At 67.0% G+C, this 17,324-nt stretch carries 17 protein-coding genes; all 17 read left to right on the top strand.

Annotation, left to right across the window (positions count from 1 at the left end; translation table 11 throughout):
* Window positions 1-58: 58 nt before the first annotated feature.
* Entirely contained in the window at window positions 59-1,534 is a 1,476-nt protein-coding gene (gene dacB, locus ACW171_RS04250; protein ID WP_492095856.1) for a D-alanyl-D-alanine carboxypeptidase/D-alanyl-D-alanine endopeptidase, read from the top strand.
* 102 nt (window positions 1,535-1,636) lie between these two features.
* Window positions 1,637-2,227 carry a DUF4142 domain-containing protein gene (locus tag ACW171_RS04245; RefSeq protein ID WP_492095855.1) on the top strand — a complete coding sequence of 197 codons (591 nt, stop codon included), beginning with the start codon at window positions 1,637-1,639 and terminating at the stop codon, window positions 2,225-2,227.
* 218 nt (window positions 2,228-2,445) lie between these two features.
* Entirely contained in the window at window positions 2,446-3,324 is an 879-nt protein-coding gene (rpsB, locus tag ACW171_RS04240) for a 30S ribosomal protein S2 (RefSeq protein WP_492095854.1), read from the top strand.
* Between the two features lie 100 nt (window positions 3,325-3,424).
* Window positions 3,425-4,369 carry a translation elongation factor Ts gene (tsf, locus tag ACW171_RS04235; RefSeq protein ID WP_492095853.1) on the top strand — a complete coding sequence of 315 codons (945 nt, stop codon included), beginning with the start codon at window positions 3,425-3,427 and terminating at the stop codon, window positions 4,367-4,369.
* A gap of 100 nt (window positions 4,370-4,469) precedes the next feature.
* Window positions 4,470-5,210 (top strand): UMP kinase, encoded by a 741-nt coding sequence (gene pyrH, locus ACW171_RS04230; RefSeq protein WP_492095852.1) that lies wholly within the window; start codon window positions 4,470-4,472, stop codon window positions 5,208-5,210.
* Between the two features lie 29 nt (window positions 5,211-5,239).
* Window positions 5,240-5,797, top strand: a complete 558-nt coding sequence (gene frr / locus ACW171_RS04225; RefSeq protein ID WP_492095851.1) for a ribosome recycling factor — start codon at window positions 5,240-5,242, stop codon at window positions 5,795-5,797.
* 35 nt (window positions 5,798-5,832) lie between these two features.
* Window positions 5,833-6,588: a polyprenyl diphosphate synthase gene (gene uppS, locus ACW171_RS04220; protein ID WP_492095850.1), complete on the top strand. Its 756-nt coding sequence runs from the start codon at window positions 5,833-5,835 to the stop codon at window positions 6,586-6,588.
* A complete protein-coding gene (locus ACW171_RS04215; protein ID WP_492095849.1) occupies window positions 6,588-7,406 on the top strand; it encodes a phosphatidate cytidylyltransferase in 819 nt (272 codons plus the stop codon). The genes uppS and ACW171_RS04215 overlap by 1 nt, the downstream gene beginning before the upstream one ends.
* Window positions 7,403-8,599, top strand: a complete 1,197-nt coding sequence (gene dxr, locus ACW171_RS04210) for a 1-deoxy-D-xylulose-5-phosphate reductoisomerase (RefSeq protein ID WP_492095848.1) — start codon at window positions 7,403-7,405, stop codon at window positions 8,597-8,599. Before ACW171_RS04215 ends, dxr begins: the two co-directional genes overlap by 4 nt.
* Before the next feature lie 30 nt (window positions 8,600-8,629).
* On the top strand, window positions 8,630-9,847 hold the full coding sequence (locus ACW171_RS04205) for a M50 family metallopeptidase (protein ID WP_492095847.1): 1,218 nt from the start codon (window positions 8,630-8,632) through the stop codon (window positions 9,845-9,847).
* Between the two features lie 29 nt (window positions 9,848-9,876).
* A complete protein-coding gene (gene bamA, locus ACW171_RS04200) occupies window positions 9,877-12,306 on the top strand; it encodes an outer membrane protein assembly factor BamA (protein WP_492095846.1) in 2,430 nt (809 codons plus the stop codon).
* Window positions 12,307-12,336: 30 nt separating this feature from the next.
* Window positions 12,337-12,915 carry an OmpH/Skp family outer membrane protein gene (locus ACW171_RS04195; RefSeq protein WP_492095845.1) on the top strand — a complete coding sequence of 193 codons (579 nt, stop codon included), beginning with the start codon at window positions 12,337-12,339 and terminating at the stop codon, window positions 12,913-12,915.
* Window positions 12,916-12,929: 14 nt separating this feature from the next.
* A complete protein-coding gene (gene lpxD, locus ACW171_RS04190) occupies window positions 12,930-13,943 on the top strand; it encodes a UDP-3-O-(3-hydroxymyristoyl)glucosamine N-acyltransferase (protein ID WP_492095844.1) in 1,014 nt (337 codons plus the stop codon).
* Window positions 13,936-14,415: a 3-hydroxyacyl-ACP dehydratase FabZ gene (gene fabZ, locus ACW171_RS04185; protein ID WP_492095843.1), complete on the top strand. Its 480-nt coding sequence runs from the start codon at window positions 13,936-13,938 to the stop codon at window positions 14,413-14,415. Before lpxD ends, fabZ begins: the two co-directional genes overlap by 8 nt.
* The gene (gene lpxA / locus ACW171_RS04180; protein WP_492095842.1) at window positions 14,412-15,197 is read left to right on the top strand and encodes an acyl-ACP--UDP-N-acetylglucosamine O-acyltransferase; all 786 of its coding nucleotides are present in this window, start codon (window positions 14,412-14,414) and stop codon (window positions 15,195-15,197) included. Before fabZ ends, lpxA begins: the two co-directional genes overlap by 4 nt.
* 106 nt (window positions 15,198-15,303) lie before the next feature.
* Window positions 15,304-16,143, top strand: coding sequence for a UDP-2,3-diacylglucosamine diphosphatase (lpxI, locus tag ACW171_RS04175; protein ID WP_492095841.1), 840 nt, complete (start codon window positions 15,304-15,306; stop codon window positions 16,141-16,143).
* Entirely contained in the window at window positions 16,140-17,324 is a 1,185-nt protein-coding gene (gene lpxB, locus ACW171_RS04170; protein WP_492095840.1) for a lipid-A-disaccharide synthase, read from the top strand. Before lpxI ends, lpxB begins: the two co-directional genes overlap by 4 nt.

Here is a 17,324-nt window from a genome sequence, read left to right as displayed (position 1 = left end):
ACTGCCACTGCGGGGCCATCGCCTTTGAGTTGGATACGGACCTGTCGATGGTGATGGAGTGACGGCGATCCTTCGCGGCTTGCTGGTCGCGGCGGCCCTGTCCTTGAGCGCCTGCGCGTCGGCAGGCTTGGGCCCGGAGGCGCCGACGGCGGTTTCGATACTGGCGGACGCGGGGCTGGGCGGAATTCGGTGGGGGCTGTCGGCGGTGACGGCCGAGGGCGAGACGGTGGCGGAGATCCGGGCGGACGATCGTTTCATTCCGGCGTCGAACACCAAGATCTTCGTCACCGCGTCCGCCTTCGCGCGCCTGGACGGCCTCGATGCGTCCGGCGCGGACGCGACCTCGGTCAGGCTGGAGACGGACGGTGAAGGGGCGCCGGATGTCGTGCTGGTCGGGGCGGGCGATCCGATGCTGGGGGACGGTCCGACATGCGTGGAGACCTGTCTGTCCGAACTGGCCGACGCCGTGGCAGCGCGGACCGGGCGCGTCGACGACGTCATCGGGGATGACCGACTTTATCCCGACGAGCGCTGGGGCCCGGGCTGGAGCTGGGAGGATCTGCAGACGTCGTTCGGCACGGCGGTCTCGGCCCTGACGGTGAACGACAATGTCGTCCTGCTGGAGGCTGAGCCGGGGGAGGCCGTCGGCCAGCCGGCGCGGGCGACCTGGCGGGCGGGGGACGACCTGCTGGTTCTCGAGAACGAGGCGATCACGGCCGCGGAGGACGAGGGCGGCTTGAGGCTGGAACGACAGCCGGGGTCGAACCTGGTTCGCCTCTATGGCCGGATGGCCGCCGGGTCGGCGGCGGTCACCCTGCGGGTCGGCATCGATGATCCGGCCGAGACGGCGGCCTTGAGGTTTCGGCGGCTGCTGCAACAGCGCGGCGTGACGGTCGAGGGCGATGTCCGGGCGCGGCATCGGCCGCTGGCCGCGTCTGATGATCCGGCCGTGAGGATCGGTCCGGCCGAACGGGCGGCGGAGGAGGGCGTCGAGATCGCGCGGCTGGCCCGCCGGCCTCTCGATCTCAGCCTCCAGCGCATCGGCAAGAACAGTCAGAACCTGCACGCGGAGCTGATGCTGCGGCGTTTAGGGTTGCTGGAGGGCGGCGGATCGCGCGCCGACGGGCTCGCCCTGATCGAGGCGGAACTGGCGGAGGCGGGCGTCCCGCGCGCGGCATTCGACCTGCACGACGGTTCGGGCATGTCGGTCTACAGTCGCGTCAGTCCGCGTGCGACGACGACCTTCCTGCGGTGGACGATGAGCCAGCCGTGGAGCGAGGCCTGGCGCTCGATCCTGCCGGTCGGCGGGCGGGATGGGACGCTGGCCCGGCGCTTCGTCGGCACGCCGCTGGAGGGCCGTATCTTCGCCAAGACCGGCAGTCTGAACGGGGTCAACGCGCTTGCCGGCTTCCTGACGGCGGCCAGCGGTCGGACGCTGGTGTTCGCGGTCTACGCCAACGACCGACCCTCGAGAGTGGGATCGGCGACCGACGTCATGGACCGCATGCTGGTGGCCCTGGCGGCGGAGAACTGAGGCCGTTCGCGAGCCAGAGAGGGCTTTCGTCGGTTAGCGGACACAGGAACGCAGCGGCCGGATGTGGTGTTTCGGCACCGAACCTCTGGAGGAGTTTGTTCGATGACCCGTATCCTTCTCGCCGGCGCCGCGTCGCTGGCTTTGCTCGGTGCCTGCAGCCAGTCCGAAGACCCGGCCGATGACGCCGCAGCCGCCGTCAACGCGACCCAGGACGCCGTCTCGGGGCCCGTGGGCCAGACGTCGGCCGCCACGATTGGAGCCAATACGACCGACGGCTTCGTCACCGCCCTGGCCACCTCGGACATGTACGAACTGGAGGCCGCGCGCATCGCCGCGACCAAAGGTCAGGCCGCCGGGGTCAAGGAACTGGCGGCGATGATCACCACCGATCACACCGCCTCGACCAGCAAGCTGAAGACCATCGCCCCCGTCGAGGCGGCACAGACCACCCTGCCCACAGCGCTGGACGAACGTCGTCAGGGACTGATCGACAATCTGAATGCGGCGGCACCGGCGGACTTCGATCGCGTCTGGCTGACCCAGCAGGTCGCAGCCCACAACGAGGCCCTGACCTTGCTGAACGGCTTCAAGGACAAGAGCGACGCGCCTCAACTCGCGGCGCTGGCCATGGAGATCATTCCCAAGGTGACCGCCCACCGCGACCGTGCCGAGCAACTGCTCGACGCGGTCTAGGCCATAGCACAGACCACGGAAATGGAGAGCGGCTCTCGGCCGCCCTTCTCGCATCCGAGGCTTCGCTTGCCTTCGCGGCTCTTCCCGCCTATATGCCCGGCCACTTCACACGCAGGCGTGGCGCGTTTCGGGGAGACATCCTGAAGCGCTCCGTTCCGAGGGATCATCTGATCCTTTCACCGTCTGCGGCGGAATAATCGGAAAAAGGACTTCCAAAGATGGCTCTGCCTGACTTCTCCATGCGCACCCTGCTCGAAGCAGGCGCCCACTTCGGCCACCAGACGCACCGGTGGAACCCGAAGATGGAGCGCTACATCTTCGGCTCGCGCTCGAACATCCACATCATCGACCTGTCGCAGACCATGCCGCTGTTCCACCAGGCTCTGGTGGCCGTGCGCGAAGTCGCCGCCAAGGGCGGTCGCGTCCTGTTCGTCGGCACCAAGCGCCAGGCGGCTGAGCCGGTCGCCGAGGCCGCCAAGCGCTGCGCCCAGTACTACATGAACAACCGCTGGCTCGGCGGCACCCTGACCAACTGGCGCACCGTGTCGGGCTCCATCGCCCGCCTGCGTGAGCTGGAAGGCCTGCTGGAGCGCGGCGGCGAAGGCCGGGTCAAGAAGGAGCTGCTGACCCTGGAGCGCGAGCGCGACAAGCTCGAGCTGTCGCTGGGCGGCATCAAGGACATGGGTTCGATCCCGGACATCATGTTCGTGATCGACACCAACAAGGAAGCGATCGCGATCCTCGAAGCGCGCAAGCTGAACATCCCGATCATCGCGATCCTGGACACCAACTCGGATCCGGACGGCATCACCTACCCGATCCCGGGCAACGACGACGCCGCGCGTGCGATCCAGACCTACTGCGACCTGATCGCCGACGCCGTCCTGGACGGCCTGGCCGCCGGCGCTTCGAACTCGGGCGTCGATCTGGGTGCTTCGGAGAACCCGGTCGAGCCGATGCTGGCCGAAGCTTCGGCTCCGGTCGCCGCTGACGCCGCCCCCGCGGGCGCCGAGGCTGTCGCCGAGGAAATGCTGGCTGCTTCGGGCGAAGAAACCGCCTCGGAAGAGCTGGCTGCCGAAGAGCCTGCCAACGCCTGATCGGTTCGGTCCGGCGAACCGGACCGTCCGCAAAACTGACATGCGGCCGGGCTAATCCAAGCCCGGCCGCTCACGCATTCAAGACCTCAGGAGACCAGAAATGGCCGAGATCACCGCCGCACTCGTTATGGAACTCCGCGCCAAGTCCGGCGTCGGCATGATGGACTGCAAGAAGGCCCTGCAAGAGACCGACGGCGACATCAACGCCGCCATTGACTGGCTGCGCGCCAAGGGCCTGTCCAAGGCCGCCAAGAAGGCCGACCGCGTCGCCGCCGAAGGCCTGGTGGCCGTGGCTTCGAAGGAAGACGGCAAGGGCGAAATCGGCGCCGCCATCGAGTTCAACTCGGAAACCGACTTCGTCGCCCGCAACGAGCTGTTCCAGAACGCCGCCAAGGCCTTCGCCGAGAAGGGACTGGAGCACCATACCGTCGAGGCCCTGCATGGCGCAGAGCTGGAAAGCGGCAAGACGATCCAGGACGAGGTCACCAACATGATCGCGACCATCGGCGAGAACATGCAACTGCGTCGCGCGGCCCGCCTGTCGGTCGATGAAGGCGTCGTCGCCTCCTACGTCCATAACGCCGTGGCTCCGGGCCTCGGCCGCATCGGCGTGCTGGTCGCCCTGCACGGCGGCGGCGACAAGGTCGCCCTGCGCGAACTGGGCCGCAAGATCGCCATGCACGTCGCCGCGACCGCGCCGCTGTCGCTGAACACGGACGACCTGGACCCCGCGGCCATCGAGAAGGAACGCCAGGTCCTGACCGAGAAGGCCAAGGAAGAAGGCAAGCCGGAAAACATGATCGCCAAGATCGTGGAAGGCCAGATCAACAAGTTCCAGAAGGACGTGGTGCTGACCAAGCAGCCGTTCGTCATGAACCCCGACGTGACCATCGAACAACTGGTCGCCGACACGGGCAAGGAACTGGGCGCGCCGGGTCTGCATCTGGCCGGCTTCGTCCGTCTGGCTCTGGGCGAGGGCGTGGAAAAGGTCGAGGCTCCGGACTTCGCGTCGGAAGTCGCCTCGATGATGGCTCCGCAAGCTTAAGCGCAATCACTGCGTGACTATTGGGGCGCGTTCGGCTTTGAAGCCGGACGCGCCCTTCGTCTATAAGGGGCCGCCGATTCCCCTGCCAAAAGAGACACCCATGCCCGCCGACAGCGCCCCGAAATACAAGAAGGTGCTGCTCAAGGTGTCGGGCGAGGTCCTGATGGGGGATCAGGGCTATGGCATCGACATGGCGACGGTCGATACCGTCGCAGCCGCCATCGCCCGCGTGGTCAAGGGCGGCACCGAGGTCTGTCTGGTCATCGGCGGCGGCAACATCTTCCGCGGACTGTCGACGGCGGCTGCGGACATGGAGCGGGCCAGCGCCGATTACATGGGCATGCTGGCCACCGTCATGAACGCACTGGCCATGCAGAACGCGCTGGAGAAGATCGGCGTCGATACGCGGGTCCAGAGCGCCATCCCGATGGCCGCGATCGCCGAGCCCTACATCCGTCGTCGCGCCGTGCGTCACATGGAAAAGGGCAGGGTGGTGATTTTCGCCGCCGGCACCGGCAACCCCTATTTCACCACCGATACGGCTGCGGCCCTGCGCGCCGCCGAGATGGGCTGCGACGCCCTGCTGAAGGGAACCTCCGTGGACGGCGTCTATTCCGCCGATCCCAAGAAGGACAAATCCGCGACCCGCTACGACCACCTGACCTATCAGGACGTGCTGTCGCAGAACCTGAAGGTCATGGACGCCGCCGCCATCGCCCTGATGCGCGAATCGAAGATTCCGATCGTGGTTTTCTCGATCCGCGAGGAAGATTCGCTGCGCAAGGTGCTGAAAGGCAAGGGAACCTTCACTGTCATCAGTGACGATCCGTCAAAAGCCTGAGACAAGACTAGAAGAACGAGGAGACCCCGATGGCCAAGCCTGATCTGAAGACCTATCGCGACCGCATGGACAAGTCCGTGTCCTCGCTGAAGGAAGAATTCCAGGGGCTGCGGACCGGCCGCGCCAACGCCGGCCTGCTGGATCCCGTGCAGGTCCAGGCCTATGGCTCGTCGTCGCCGCTGAACGCCGTGGCCGCCATCAGCGTCCCCGAGCCGCGCATGATTTCGGTCAGCGTCTGGGACAAGAGCATGGTCGGACCGGTCGAGAAGGCGATCCGCGCCGCCGGCCTGGGCCTGAACCCGATCGTCGACGGGCAGACCCTGCGCATCCCCGTTCCGCCCCTGACGGAGGAGCGCCGCAAGGAGCTGGCCAAGCTGGCCGGCAAATATGCCGAGCAGCAGAAGATCTCGGTCCGCAACGTGCGCCGCGACGCCAACGAGGACCTGAAGAAGGCCGAGAAGGCGGGCGACATCAGCCAGGACGAACAGAAGAAGATGGAAACCGAGGTCCAGAAGGACACGGACGCGGCCATCAAGCGCATCGACGAGACCTTGAAGACCAAGGAAGTTGAGATCATGCAGGTTTGAGGGTCCTCCTCGAACCTCGGCAGAACGGATAGCGGATGACGGCCTCCCCTGGCGTCGCGCCGGCCCCCGAAGCGGGTCCCCGGCACGTCGCGCTGATCATGGACGGCAACGGTCGCTGGGCTCAGGCTCGCGGTCTGCCCCGGGCCATGGGTCATCGCGAGGGCGTCCAGGCGTTGAAGCGCACCGTCCAGGCGGCGCCGGACTTCGGCATTGAATGCCTGACGGTGTTCGGATTTTCGACCGAGAACTGGCGGCGTCCGGCTGAGGAAGTGTCGGACCTGATGGGTCTGGTTCGCTCCTATGTGGCGAGCGACCTGAACCGGCTCGAGAAGAACGGCGTCCGTGTCCGGGTGTTGGGTCGCCGCACAGGCTTGCCAGCCGATATTGCAGCCATCGTGGAGCGGGCCGAGCGATCGACCGCCCACAACACGCGGTTCCTGCTGCAGGTCGCGTTCAACTACGGCGGCCGGGCCGACATCGTCGACGCCGCCCAAGCCTATGTCGATCAGTTGCTGGCCGGTCAGGCGACCGGGCCCCTGGATGAGGCGGCGCTGGGGCTGGGACTGTCGACGGCGGGCGGGCCGCCGGTCGATCTGATCGTGCGGACCTCGGGCGAGCAGCGGCTGTCAAACTTCCTCCTGTGGGAGGCGGCCTATGCCGAGCTGGTCTATCAGAACGTGCTGTGGCCCGATTATGGGCAAGAGGCCCTGGCTGACGCCGTGCGTCAGTACCAGCAGCGGGACCGGCGTTTCGGAGCGATCGCGGTCGAGCCGGCGCTCGCGGCCGGCTGATGGGGTTCAAGGTGCGCGACATGGGGCTGCGCGCCGCCTCGGCCTTGGTGCTGGCGCCGGTGGCCTTGCTGGCGGTGTGGTTCGGCGGCCCTTGGATTCTGGGCGTCCTGCTGATCGCCTGCGTGGTCCTGTCCATGGAATGGGCCAAGATGAGCGCCCCGAAGGACTGGAAGGCCATCGCGGCCGCGGTGGCGCTCGCGCTCGTCGCAACGCTTTTGTCCAATCCGATCGAAGCCCTGTCGTTCAGCCTCGTCGTGCTGGTCTTCGGCGGAGCGGCGGCGGGCCTGTTCGCGAAGATGCGCGGGCAGTCCGGCGTGGATGCGGCCTATGGCGTCCTTTATCTGGGCTGGCCCGCCCTGTTGCTGATCTGGCTGCGGGACGGGAATACGGCGGTCGGCTTCTATTGGGTCACCCTGGCCTTCGTGGTCGCCTGGGCCTCTGACATCGTCGCCTTCCTGGTCGGCAGCGCAGTGGGCGGACCCAAGTTGTGGCCGCGCTATTCGCCCAACAAGACCTGGTCCGGTTTCATCGGCGGCTTGATTGCCGGCACCGTAGCCGGCGCCGCCATGGCCGCCTTGCCTGAAGCGGGCATCCGCTCGATCGAATGGAGCGCCTTGCTCGGCTTCGCGGCCGCCCTCGCCACCATGGCCGGGGACCTGTGGGAATCGGCGTTGAAGCGTCGGTTCGGGGTGAAGGACGCAGGAAATCTGATTCCCGGTCACGGCGGGCTGATGGATCGGGTGGATGGTCTGATGTTCGCCATCGTGATCGTCGCGGTCGGACGGACCCTGTCGCATTATTTCGGCATCGGCACTTGATCCGGCGTCGCGTGACAGTGCTCGGGTCCACCGGGTCGGTGGGCCGTTCGACCCTGGACCTGATGGAGCAGGCCGAGGCGGCCGGGACAGGCGCCTTCGAGGTCGTGGCTCTGACCGGCGGACAGAATATCGAGACGCTGGCCGAACAGGCGCGGCGCTGGCGTCCGGCCGTGGCCGTGACGGCGGATCCGAACAGGCTGGAAGCGCTGCGAGCGGCGCTGGCGGGAACCGGCATCGAGACGGCGGCCGGAGAGGCTGCGATCGTCGAGGCGGCGACGCGGCCCGTTGATCTCGTGATGGCGGCGATCGTCGGCGCAGCGGGGCTGAAATCGGCCTGGGCCGCCGCAGCGACGGGTGCGACCCTGGCCCTGGCCAACAAGGAAAGCCTCGTCTGTTGCGGTCGGGCGCTGATCGAGCGGGTGACGGCCTCCGGCGGGCGCTTGATTCCAGTGGACTCCGAGCATTCCGCGATCTTCCAGGTCTTTCCGGCAGAGGCCCCGGAACAGGTGTCGCGCCTGATCCTGACGGCCTCGGGCGGGCCGTTCCGACAGACGACGCGGGCCGACATGGCCGCCATTACGCCGGAACAGGCCGTGGCCCACCCGAACTGGAGCATGGGTGCCAAGATCTCGGTCGACAGCGCCACGATGGCCAACAAGGGCCTGGAGATGATCGAGGCGGCCTATCTGTTCGGCATGCCGGCCTCGAAGATCGATGTCGTGGTCCATCCCGAATCGATCATTCACAGCCTGGTGGAGTTCATCGACGGCTCGACCCTGGCCCAGATGGGGCCGCCGGACATGAAGACACCGATCGCCTGCGCCCTGGCCTGGCCGGACCGGATGGGGTGGCCGGCGCCGAAACTGGACCTCGCGGCCATGGGGCGTCTGACCTTTGAGGCGCCGGATGAAGAGCGCTTCCCTTCGCTGAAACTGGCCCGTGAGGCGCTGGAGGCGGGCAGGGGGGCGCCGACCATCTTCAACGCCGCCAACGAGGTCGCCGCCCTGGCCTTCCTTGACCGGCGTCTGGCCTTTCTCAATATTGCCGCAGTCGTCGCCGAAACCCTTGACCGGATGACGAGGACGGGGGCGGATGCCGATTTCGACGATGCCTGCGCGGGGGCGCTCGCGCTCGATGCGCGCGCCCGCCGGGTCGCGATCGAAATCGTCGGAAATCTGGCGCTCGCCGCCTGAGCCATTCGGCTGGGTGGGAATGGAGACGGCATGCTGAACGCGCTGGGACAGGCCCTGATCTATATCGTGCCGTTCCTTTTGGTGCTGACGGTCATCGTCACCATCCATGAACTGGGCCACTTCTGGGTCGCCCGCGCCTTCGGCGTGAAGGTCGATCGGTTCGCCATCGGCTTCGGCAAGGCGATCTTCAGCCGGACGGACAAGCACGGCATCGAATGGCGCTTCGGCTGGATGCCGCTGGGCGGGTACGTCAAATTCTCCGGCGACATGGACGCCTCGAGCGTGCCCGACAGCCGGGGACTGGACACGCTGAAGTCCGAGATCATCGCCCGCGACGGCGTGGGTGCCGAGCGCGACTATTTCCACTTCAAGCCAGTGTGGCAGCGGATGCTGATCGTCGTCGCCGGGCCGGTGGCGAACTTCATCCTGGCGATCTTCATCTTCACCCTGCTGTTTTCCCTGGTTGGGGTCGAGCTGCGGCCCGCGCGCGTCGCCGAGGTCGGCGCGGGATCGCCCGCCGCCGCCGCCGGTTTCCAGCCGGGCGACCTGATCACCGCGATCGACGGCCGTGTCATCGCCGACGCCGGGGAGGTGACCCGCAAGGTCAGCCTCTCGGCCGGCGATCCCGTGCGCTTCACGGTGGAGCGGGCAGGGGCCGAGATCGATCTGATCGCCACCCCCGTCCGGCGCGAGGAAACCGATCCCATCGCCGGGCGCGTGAGCGTGGGGCGGATCGGACTGGGTCTGGCCTCGACGGCCGCCGAAAGCCGGCATGTCCGTTACAACCCGATCCAGGCCGTCGGGCGGGGCGTTCAGGAGACGGGCGATATCCTGGGGACGACCCTGACCTATCTAGGCCGTATCTTCACCGGCCGGGAATCGGGCGATCAGCTCAGCGGGCCGCTGGGCATCGCCAAGGCGTCCGGCGCACTGACCAATGCGGCGGTGGCTGCGAATCCCGACCCGATGGCGACGGTCCTGAACCTGCTTCTGACGCTGACGAGCTTCGCCGCCATACTTTCGATCGGAATCGGCTTTCTAAACCTGTTGCCCATCCCGGTTCTGGACGGCGGACATCTGGTTTTCTACGCCTACGAGGCTGTGGCGAAGAAACCCGTTGCCGCGGCTGTTCAGGAGGCGGGGTACCGGGTCGGTCTTGCTTTGCTGGCGGGTTTGATGTTGTTCGCCACCTGGAACGACCTGCAGAAGTTGAACCTGTTCCAATTCCTCGGCGGGCTCGTCAGTTGAGCCGACGCCAGCCCCCGATGGTTTCCCGCATGATCCTGAACGACCTCCGCGCCGCTACGAATACGGGTGACCGCAACCTGCGCAGGACCTGCGCGGCCACGGCCAGCCTGCTGGCGCTCGTCGCAGGGACCCCGGCCCTGGCCCAGACCGCGCCTGCCCCGGCGATCCAGCCCGGCCAGATCGCGGAGCCGGCCGCTCAGGCTCCGGCTCCCGAGTCCGGCGTGGTCAACCGCATCCTGGTTCAGGGCAACCAGCGGATCGACCAGACCACGGTCCTGTCCTATCTGCCGATCCAGCCGGGCGATACGATCGACCCTGTCATCCTGGACGTCGCGATCCGCACCCTGACGCGCACCCAGCTGTTCGCCGACGTCCAGATCGGCCTGCAGCCCAACGGCGACCTGGTCGTCCGCATCGTCGAGAACCCCATCATCAACCAGGTGGTGTTCGAGGGGAACGGCGCGATCAGCGAAGACAAGCTGCGCGAGGAAGTCACGATCGCGCCGCGTGGCATCTATACCCGCGCCCGCGTCCAGGAGGACGTGGGCAAGATCATCGAGCTCTATCGCCTGTCGGGCCGCATCTCCGCCAACGTGACGCCCAAGCTGGTCCAGCTCGAGCAGAACCGCGTCGATGTGATCTTCGAAATCGACGAAGGCCCCGAGACGGGCGTCCAGTCCATCACCTTCCTCGGCAACAGCGCCTATTCGGACAGCGAACTGCGCGAGGTCATGGTGACCAAGCAGACGCAGTGGTGGCGCCTGTTCACCAAGAACGACAACTACGACCCCGGCCGTCTGGATTACGACCGCGAACAGCTGCGGAAATTCTATACGAACCGCGGCTATTACGATTTCCGGATCACCTCGGCCGTGGCCGAGCTGGCGCCGGACGACAGCGCCTTCGCCATGACCCTGACGGTCGAAGAAGGGGATCGCTACAACTTCGGCGACATCCAGGTCGTCACCGAGAACGACCGCCTGAACGCGGACTTCCTGGAGCTGCTGCTGCCGATCCGCACGGGCCAACTCTACGAGAGCGACAAGATCGAGAGCTCCGTCGACGCCCTGACCTTCGCTGCGGGATCGGCCGGCTACGCCTTCGTCGATATCAACCCGACCTATCGCCCGAACCCCGAGACCGACACGATCGACGTGACGTTCAACGTGTCGGAAGGCCAGCGCGTCTACGTCGACCGCATCAACATCATCGGCAACACCCGCACGATCGACCCGGTCATCCGTCGCGAGCTGATGGTGACCGAGGGCGACGCCTTCAACCGCACCCTGCTGGAACGGTCGCGCAACAACCTGCGGGCTTTGGGCTTCTTCAAGGAAGTCACGATCGACGAGGCGCGGGGCGCCGCCCCGGATCGCTCGGTCGTCAATGTGACGGTCGAGGAGCAACCGACCGGCGAACTGTCCGTCGGCGCGGGCTTCAGCTCGGTCGACAGCTTCGTCGTCAACCTGGGCATTTCGGAGCGTAACTTCCGCGGTCGCGGACAGAACGTGGTCGCCCGCGTCGAGTGGGGCTCGCTGCGTCAGCAGATCGACTTCCGCTTCACCGAGCCTCGCTTCCTGGGCCGTGACATCGGCGCCGGCTTCGACGTCTTCCACTCGCGCTACGACTTCCAGGAAGAATCCTCGTTCGATTACCGCTCGACCGGGGCGGGCGTGCGTCTGGGCTTCCCGATCAACGGCTACAGCCGTCTGCAGATGCGCTACTTCATCAAGGACGACGAAATCCTGGTGCCGACAGGCTATTGCAGCGTCGGAGGCGTCGGTTCGTCGGCCCTGTGCGAACAGGTCGGCGCGTCGCTGAACTCTTCGGTCGGCTACACCCTGCTGATCGATCGCAGGAACGACCCGGTTCGCGCCACGCGCGGCTGGACTGGTTCGCTGCGTCAGGACTTCGCGGGCATCGGCGGCGACGTGAACTATGTGAAGACCGAAGCGGATGCGAGCGTCTACTACGGCATCACCCCCAGCTGGATCGTCAGCGTTTCGGGTTCTACCGGCTATGTCACAGGCTGGAGCGGCGACGCGATCCGCATCAACGACCGCTTCTTCAAGGGCGGCAACAGCTTCCGCGGCTTCGAGAACGCCGGCATGGGTCCGCGCGATCTGGCGACCAACGACGCCTTGGGCGGCAACTTTTACGCCGTCGGCAGTGTCGAACTGACGGTACCGAATGGTCTGCCCGCCCAGTACGGCATCAAGACCTCCCTGTTCGCCGACGTCGGCACCCTGGGGGTTCTGGACGACCGCTACACGCTCGGAACCAATGGGCTGCCCGACACCTCGATCGTGGACGACCTGTCACTTCGCGCGTCTGCGGGCCTCAGCGTGCACTGGAGGTCGCCGATGGGCCCGATCCGCTTCGATTTCAGCCAGATCCTGAGCAACGAAGAGTACGACCGCACCGAAACCTTCCGCTTCTCGACCTCCACCCAGTTCTAAGCCGGGCCATTCGGCTCAAAAAGGTTACCTATGAAAATCCTCGCTATCGGCGCTTTCGCCTTGGCCTCGCTCGTCGCCTCCACCGCCGTGGCCCAGAGCCAGGGCCCGCAAAACCCCGGCCCCGCGATCCCTGGCGTCTGCGTCTATTTCAACCAGCGACTGCTGGCGACCTCGACCGCCGGTCAGGCCGTTCAGGCTCGCATGGAACAGCTGGCGACCGAAGTGCAGGGCGAACTGGCCCCGTACGCGACCACGATCCAGAGCGAGATTACGGCCCTGCAACAGGGCGGTCAGGCCGCTGACGCCGACGGCTCGCGCCGTACGGCCCTGCAGGCGCGCATCACCGAGGCCCAGACCCTGGAGCAGACCCGTCAGGACGAGCTGCGCTACACCCTGTCGGAACAGCGCCGTCTGATCTCGGCCGCGGTCGAGCCGATCCTGGTCGCCGTCTATCAAGAGCGCGGCTGCGGCATCCTGATCGACCGTGAAAGCGTCTTCATCTTGAACCCGGCCATGGACGTGACCGACGTGGTCATCCAGCGCCTGAACAGCCAGCTGCCGACCCTGACTTTCAACCGCCTGCCGGTCCCGGCTCAAGCGGCTCAATAAGGGCGGCGCAGGGCATGGCGCCCGACGCCCGTTTCTTCGACACGCTGAGCCCGCTCAGCGTCGGCGACCTCGCAGCCCTGACGGGCGGCGAGGTCGTTCGCACTTCGGAGACCCGGTTCACCCGTGTCGCCCCTCTGGCGACGGCGGATGCACAGGCGATCGCCTTCCTAGGCGACCGGAAGTTCCTCGAGGCGCTCAAGGCGACGTCGGCCGGCTGCCTCATCGTGCCGAGGGAGGCTGTGGATGCCGCTCCGGCGGGCGCGGTGGTGATCGTTTCCCGCACGCCGCAAGCCGCCTGGGCTGCGGCCGCTGTGGCACTCCACCTGCCCGTGGGCCTGGTCGGAACGGCTGTGGCAGACGCCTGCGAGGACGATACTGTAGCCATCGAGCCCGGCGTTGTCCTGGGCCAGGGCGCGCGCATCGGGCGCGGGACGCGGATCGGAGCCAATACCGTCATCGGTCCCGGGGTTCAGATCGGCCGCGACTGCGACATCGGTCCCAACGTCAGCATCCGATTCGCCCTGATCGGCGACCGGGTGAAGATCTATGCCGGCGCACGCCTGGGCGAAGCCGGCTTCGGCGCGGCCGGCGGCGCGACCGGCGCGGTCGATGTGCCTCAGCTGGGCCGGGTGATCGTTCAGGACAATGTCACCGTCGGCGCCAATACCTGTATCGACCGCGGCGCGTTCGACGACACGGTCATCGGCGAGCATACGAAGATCGATAATCTGGTCATGATCGCCCACAACTGCGTCATCGGACGCAACTGCCTGATCGCGGGCCAGACAGGGATTTCGGGGTCGGTCGTCGTCGGCGACGGCGTCATGTTCGGCGGCAAGGCCGGGATCGGCGACCATCTGAAGATCGGCGTCGGCGCGCGGGTCGCGGCGGGGGCAGGGGTGCTGGCGGACATTCCGGCGGGCGAAACCTGGTCCGGCTATCCGGCCAAACCGATCCGTCAGTTCTTGCGCGAGACCGTCTGGGTGTCCAAACAGGCGTCCAGAAAAGGGAAACGGACGGATGACTGAGGCGGCGACTGGGCCTGAAGTGACGATCGACTATGCCGAGGTGATGCGCCGGCTGCCCCACCGCTACCCCTTCCTGCTGGTGGACAAGGCCGAGGCCTTCGTGCCGGGAACCTCGATCACGGGCATCAAGAACGTCACCCACAACGAGCCCTTCTTCCCCGGCCACTTCCCCATCGATCCGGTGATGCCGGGCGTCCTGATTGTCGAGGCCATGGCCCAGACGGGGGCGCTTCTGATGTCCAAGACCATGGACGTGGCGGTGGCGGACAAGGTCATCATGTTCATGTCCATCGACGGCGTGCGCTTCAGGAAGCCCGCGCGGCCGGGCGACCAACTGCGTATGGACGTCATCGTCACGCGCAAGCGGGGAGACGCCTACAAGTTCCGGGGTGAGACCTTCATCGACGGCAAGCTGGCCGCCGAAGCCGAGTTCATGGCGATGGTGGTCACCGTCGATCAGCCCGCCTCGTGAGCATTCATCCGACCGCCCTGGTCCACCCCGACGCCGTGATCGGCGACGGCGTCGTGATCGGGCCCTGGTCCACGGTCGGGCCCGGCGTCGTTCTGGCCGAAGGCGTGACCCTGATCAGCCATGTGGTGGTTCAGCAGGATACGAGCGTAGGCGCGCGCACGGTCATCCATCCCTTCGCCGTCATCGGCGGCGATCCACAGCACAATGGCTACAAGGGCGAGACCGTTCGGCTGGAGATCGGCGCGGACAATTCGATCCGCGAGCATTCGACCTTCAACCGGGGCACGCCGCAGGGCGCGGGGGTGACGCGCGTCGGCGCCAACGGCCTCTTCATGACGGGCGCCCATGTGGGTCACGATGCGGTCGTGGGCGATAACGTCGTGATGGCGAACAGCGCGACCCTGGGCGGCCATGCCCGGATCGGAGACAAGGTCTTTCTCGGCGGCCTCTGCGCCGTGCACCAGAACGGCCGGGTGGGTCAGGGCGCCATCGTCGGCGGTCTGGCGGCCGTGACGCGCGATGTGATTCCCTATGGATCGGCCTGGGGCAATCACGCGCAGTTGCACGGGCTGAACCTGATCGGTCTGAAGCGGAAGGGGTACGGCAAGGATGCCGTGCGGCGTTTGCTGGCGGCCTTCCGGGATCTGTTCGAAGGTCAGGGCGTCTTCGCCGACCGCCTCGACGGCGTCGAGCGCGACTATGCCGATCTGCCCGAGATCATGGAGATCGTCGCCTTCATCCGAGAGGACGGCAAACGGCCTCTTTGCCTGCCCGGCGAATGACGGGAACCGCTCGTCAAACCGACCAAGAACCGGGACCCATCCGGGCCGCCGCATGGTCAACTCGACCAAGTTCGCCAATCCTGGTTTCAGGCCTCGGAGTCGCAGGGTGAGCGGCGGCAAGCTCGGCCTGATCGCGGGCGGAGGGGCCCTGCCGCTGGCCATCGCGGCGCGGTGCGAGGTCGAGGGGCGGCCGGTCTTCGTCGTCCGCCTGACCAGCTTCGCCGACCCCCATCTGGTGAGATACCCGGGCATCGACGCGGGCATGGCCGAGATCGGCAAGGTACTGGCCGCGCTGAAGGCGGAAGGCTGCACCGCGGTCTGTTTTGCCGGAACCGTGAACCGACCCGATTTCAAGGCTTTGAAGCCTGATCTTAAGGGCGCGCTGGTGTTGCCGGGGATCATCGCGGCGGCGACCAAGGGGGACGACGCCCTGCTGAGAAAGATACTCTCGGTCTTCGAGGCCGAGGGCTATGCCATCGAGGGTGCCGATGACATCCTCGGCGGCGAGACCCTGACGGTCGGCGCGCTGGGCCGCGTCGCGCCGACGGCGGAGCAACTTCTCGATCTTAGAAAAGCGCTACATGTCGCGGAAAAGGCAGGTGAACTGGATATCGGCCAGGGCGCGGTCGTCTGCGACGGCCTGGTCCTGGCGGTCGAGGCGCAGGAAGGCACGGACGCTATGCTTAGCCGTGTCGCGGGCCTGCCGGCGGACCTGCGGGGAAGCCCTGGTGCGCTGAAGGGCGCGCTCGGCAAGGCGCCGAAGCCCATCCAGGACCTGAGGGTGGACATGCCGGTCATCGGGGCGCGGACCGTGGAGAACGCGGCGGCGGCGGGGCTGGCGGGCGTGGGCGGGATCTCGGGTCATCTGATCTTGATCGACCGGGCCGCGATCATCGAAGCGGCGGACCGGCTGGGTCTGTTCGTCTGGGGCGAGGACCGCCGATGAAGATCATGCTGGTGGCGGCCGAGGCGTCGGGCGATGCCCTCGGCGCCAGTCTGGCCAAGGCGCTGCGCACGCGACGCCCGGATGCCGAGTTCGTGGGCGTGGGCGGACCGAAGATGGCCGTCGCGGGAGTGCACAGCCCGTTCGACATTGCCGAATTGTCTATTCTCGGGTGGCTCGAGGGGCTTCGGGCCTATGGCCGGGTCAAGGCTCGGGTCGCCGACACCGTGGCCCTGGCGGTTCGGGCAAAGCCGGACGCGGTCGTCCTGATCGACAGCTGGGGTTTCACGATCCGGGTAGCCAAGGCGCTGCGCGAGGTTCTGCCGGGCGTACCGCTGATCAAGTACGTCGGACCTCAGGTCTGGGCGTCGCGGCCGGGGCGGGCGAAGACGCTGGCGGGGGCGGTCGATCACCTGCTGGCCCTCTACGCCTTCGACGCGCCATGGTTCGAGCGCGAAGGGCTGGCGACCACCGTGGTGGGGTCGCAGGCCCTGCATGTCGACATGAACGACGCCGATCCCGTCGCCTTCCGCGCCGCGCGACACATCCCGGCCGATGCGCCTCTGTTGCTCGTCATGCCGGGAAGCCGGCCGAGCGAGATCCGGCTGATGACACCCGTCTATGAGGCGGCGATCCGACAGCTGAAGGCCGAACGGCCTGAACTGGAAGTCGTGGTCGCGGTCGCGGGCACGGTGGCTGAGGATGTCACGGCGCGGGTCGCGGCCTGGCCGTTCCGGTCCCATCTGGTGTCGGAGGCTGACAAGTATGCGGCGATGAAGGCCGCGACCGTGGCCCTGGCGACCAGCGGGACGGTCTCGACCGAACTGGCCTTGGCGGGGGCGCCCATGGTCATCGGCTATCGGTTCGCACCCTTGAGCTATGCGATCATGAAGCCCTTCTTCACGGGCAAGTATGCGACCCTGTTCAACCATGCGGCTGACGAGGAGATCGCCCGCGAACTGATCCAGACCGACGCGACGCCCGAAAAGGTCGTGGCCGAGGTCGGGCACCTGCTGGACGACCCGGCGGCGCGTGAGGCCTTGAGCGCGCGCCAGACGGCGGCGCTGGATCTGATGGGGCGAGGCGGCGAGGATCCATCGAGCCTGGCCGCCGAGGCGGTGCTGAGCGTCATCGCGGGCGGCTCTGGTTCGAAGGCGGCGTCAAGGCTAGGGTCGGGGCGCTGA

The organism is Brevundimonas sp. FV1ye28 (assembly GCF_058681135.1).
The sequence above is the reverse complement of the archived record's forward strand: the minus strand, read 5'-3'. Positions and strand labels throughout refer to the sequence as shown.